Here is a 3,911-nt window from a genome sequence, read left to right on the forward strand (position 1 = left end):
GCAGCAGCGTGCCGATTGGCCGGCCGATTGCCAACACGCAGATTCACATTCTCGACGCCGACCTCAACCCCGTCCCGGTGGGCGTGGCAGGCGAGTTGTACATCGCCGGGGTCAACCTGGCGCGCGGTTATCAGTCGCGTCCGTCGCTGACCGCCGAGCGCTTTGTCGCCAATCCGTACGGTGCTCCCGGTGCACGCATGTACCGCAGCGGTGACCTGGCGCGCTGGCGTGCCGATGGTGCGATTGACTACCTTGGGCGCCTGGATCATCAGGTCAAGTTGCGTGGCCTGCGTATCGAGCTGGGCGAGATCGAAGCGGTGCTGCTCGCCCATGCCAACGTGCAGGAAAGCGTGGTGATTGCCCGCGACGACAAGCTGATCGGCTATTGGGTTGGTGACGCGACCGAAGAGGAAGTGCTCAAGGCGCACCTGGCGTTGCATGTCCCCGAATACATGGTGCCGTGGCGCCTGGTGCGGCTCGATGGCATGCCGCTGTCGGCCAACGGCAAACTCGATCGCAAGCAGTTGCCGCAGCCCGAAGGGCAGGCCGCTGCCGAAGGTTACGTGGCGCCGCGCAGTGAGGTCGAGCAGGCCCTGGCGGCTATCTGGGCCGAGGTGCTGGGCGTGGAGCAAGTCGGTATGACCGACAATTTCTTTGAGCTGGGAGGCGATTCGATCCTGTCCTTGCAGGTGATCAGCCGGGCACGGCGTGCCGGTTGGCAGCTCAACCCCCGTGACCTGTTCGAACATCAGCACATCGCGGCCTTGGCGCGCGTCGCCGCGCCCCTGGATCAGGCCCGCGTCGACAGCGGCCCGGTGCAGGGCGAGGCGCCCGTCACGCCGATCCAGGCACACTTCTTCGCCCAGACGGTGCCGGTCCCTGGTCACTGGAACCAGGCGTTGCTGCTGCGTCCGCTGCACAATCTCGAAGTGGGCGCGCTGGGCGAAGCACTGCTGGCGCTGTTTGCCCATCACGATGCGCTGCGCCTGCAATTCCAGCGCGTCGAGGGCCGTTGGCGCGCCAGCCATGGGCAGGGCAGCGCATCGCTGCTGGATTGCCGAACCCTTACCGACTGCGCGCCCGAGGCAATCAGCGCGGTCTGCGAACACGCCCAGCGCGGTTTTGATCTGGGCCAGGGCCCGCTGTTCAAGGCCGTGCTGATGCAGTTGGCCAATGGCGAACAACGCCTGTTACTGGTTGCGCATCACTTGGTGGTGGACGGGGTGTCGTGGCGCATCCTGCTCGAAGACCTGGCCCAGCTTTATACCCAGGCGCTCGCCGGCTCGCCTCTGGCACTCGCCTCGCGTACCAGCAGCTTCAAGGCGTGGGGCGAGTACCTCCAGGCATGGGCGCGTTCGGGCCTGGGCAATACCGAGCAGGCCTACTGGCAGGCTTATTCCGAGACGCCGGCCACCCCGTTGAACGTGCAACACCCGCAAGGCAGTCGTGCCCTCGGTGCCACGGCCTACGCGCGCGTGCAACTCGACCCGGCGCGCACCCGTGCCCTGCTGGGCGCGGCCCACGGAGCCTATCGCACGCGTATCGATGAGCTGCTGTTGGCCGGACTGGCCCAGACGTTGTGCCAATGGAGCGGCCAACCGGCGGTGGACATCCTCCTCGAAGGCCACGGCCGCACGCCCGGCGCGGATACTGCCGCAGACCTGGACTTGAGCCGCAGCGTGGGCTGGTTCACCGCGCTGTACCCACTGCAACTGGTGCCCGGCAATGATTCGCCTGCGCAGGCCATCAAAGCCATCAAGGAACAACTGCGCCAGGTCCCCGGCCAAGGCCTTGGCTACGGCGTGTTGCGCTATCTGGGCGAGGATGCGACGGCAGGCCAGCTGGCGGCCCGGCCGAGCCGCAAATCACCTTCAACTACCTTGGCCAGTTCGACCCTGGCGCTCGGCGGGTGGCCTGTTTGCCTGGGCCGAGGAAAGCCTCGGCGCGTCCCTGGACCCGAGTGCCGACGCCGACAGCGAATGGGTTATCACTGGCCAGGTGCGCGACGGTTGTCTGCAATTGAGCTGGCGCTACGGCGCCGAGCGTTTCGACAGCGTCGTGGTGCAAGCCCTGGCCGAACGCTACCTGGCAGCCCTGGAGCGTTTGCTCGACCATTGCCTGAGCCCCGGCGCTGTGGGTGTCACGCCGTCGGACTTCCCCCTGGCGAGCGTCAGCCAGGCGCAATTGGATGCGCTGCCGGTGGCTGCCGCCGACCTTGAAGACCTTTATCCATTGTCGCCGCTGCAACAGGGCATGCTCTTTCACGCCCTGCGGGGCGGGGCCAGCAGCGCTTATGTGAATCAGGTCTGCGTGCCGTTGAGCGATGTCGATGGCCCGCGTTTCGCGGCGGCCTGGGAGCGGGTCACCCAGGAACATGCGATCCTGCGCGCCGGTTTCGCCTGGGAGGGCGACTTGCCGCAGCCGCTGCAATGGATCCATCGCCAGTTGCCATCCCCGGTGCAGCACCTGGACTGGCGCGCACGCTCGGCCGAACAGGCGAAGCTGGACTTGGCCGAGCTGGCCGATGCCCAGCGCGACCAAGGCTTCGACCTGCGTCAGCCACCGCTGCAACGGGTGCTGCTGGTACGCCTGGGCGAAAGCGACTATCAGCTGATCTGGACCCGTCATCACATCCTTCTCGATGGCTGGGCCACGGCGCGGATGATCGAAGAAGTGCTGCTGCATTATCGCGGCGAAGCGCCCGTCGCCAGCGCCAGCCGCTACCGCGATTACCTGGCCTGGCTAGGCTGCCAGGACGCTGATTCGAGCCAGGCATTCTGGAACGAGCACCTGCGTCGGCTGGATGAACCGACCCGGCTGGCCGACGCGTTGCCAGCGGTGCCGGCGCAGACTGGGCATGGCGACGTGCGCCTGCAACTGGACCCCGCTGTCACCTCGGCGTTGGTGGCGTTTGCGCGTCGTGAACGCGTGACATTGAATACCCTGGTGCAGGGTGCCTGGAGCCTGCTGTTGCAACGCTACACCGGGCAGCGCAGCGTTGCCTTCGGCGCCACCGTGGCCGGGCGCCCGACCGCATTGGCCGATGCCGAGCGTGTGCTCGGGCTGTTTATCAATACCTTGCCGATCATCCAGGCGCCCGGCCCCGAGCGTTTGCTGGGCGACTGGCTGCGTGACCTTCAATCGCTGAACCTGAAGGTTCGCGAGCATGAACACACGCCGTTGTTCGATATCCAGCGCTGGGCCGGGCAGGGGGGCCAGGCATTATTCGACAGCGTGCTGGTGTTCGAAAACTACCCGGTGGACAGCGCCTTGCGCAGCGGCAGTGGCGTGCGGTTCGGCCAGGTCATCTCGCGGGAAACCACCCATTACCCGTTGACCGTGGTGATCCATGCCGGCGACACGCTGAACGTGCAGTTGAGTTATTTGCTGGGTGCCTTCGAGGCGACCAGCGTGGTTCGCCTGGGTGAGCATTTGCAAAACCTGCTGCTGGCGATGGCGTCCCAGGCGCAGGGCCCGTCCACGCTGTGCCTGGGCGAGTTGTGCATGTTGGAGGCCACGGAACAACGCCAGTTGGCGGACTTGAACGCGACCCGGCACGACTATCCCGAGTACGCGAACCTGCCCGACTTGATCGACAGGCAAGTGCGTGCCACACCTGACGCCCTGGCGCTGGTCTGCGGCGACATACGCCTGAGCTACGCCGAACTGGACGCCCGCGCCAACCAACTCGGGCATTGGCTGCAAAGCCAGGGCGTGGGGCCGGATGTGCCGGTGGCGGTTTCGGCCGAGCGTTCGGTGGAACTGGTGGTGGCGTTGCTGGGCGTGATCAAGGCCGGTGGCGCGTATTTGCCGCTGGACCCGGAACACCCGCGTGAGCGCTTGCAAGGCATGCTCGCCGACAGTGGCAGCCCGTTGCTGTTGACGCAAACCCACCTGCTGGACAAGTGGGC

Annotated in this window: 2 protein-coding genes; both read left to right on the forward strand. The window is 66.3% G+C overall.

The annotated features are described in order from the left end of the window. A partial coding sequence (locus JWR98_RS29640; protein ID WP_225908872.1) for a condensation domain-containing protein occupies positions 1 to 2,219 on the forward strand: 2,219 nt, incomplete at its 5' end. Positions 2,220 to 2,253: 34 nt separating this feature from the next. After that, the coding region (locus JWR98_RS26495) for a condensation domain-containing protein (protein WP_263974493.1) at positions 2,254 to 3,911 on the forward strand (1,658 nt) is incomplete at its 3' end.

The sequence above is a fragment of the Pseudomonas lactucae genome (assembly GCF_016937615.1).
Classification (GTDB): Bacteria; Pseudomonadota; Gammaproteobacteria; order Pseudomonadales; family Pseudomonadaceae; genus Aquipseudomonas; species Aquipseudomonas lactucae.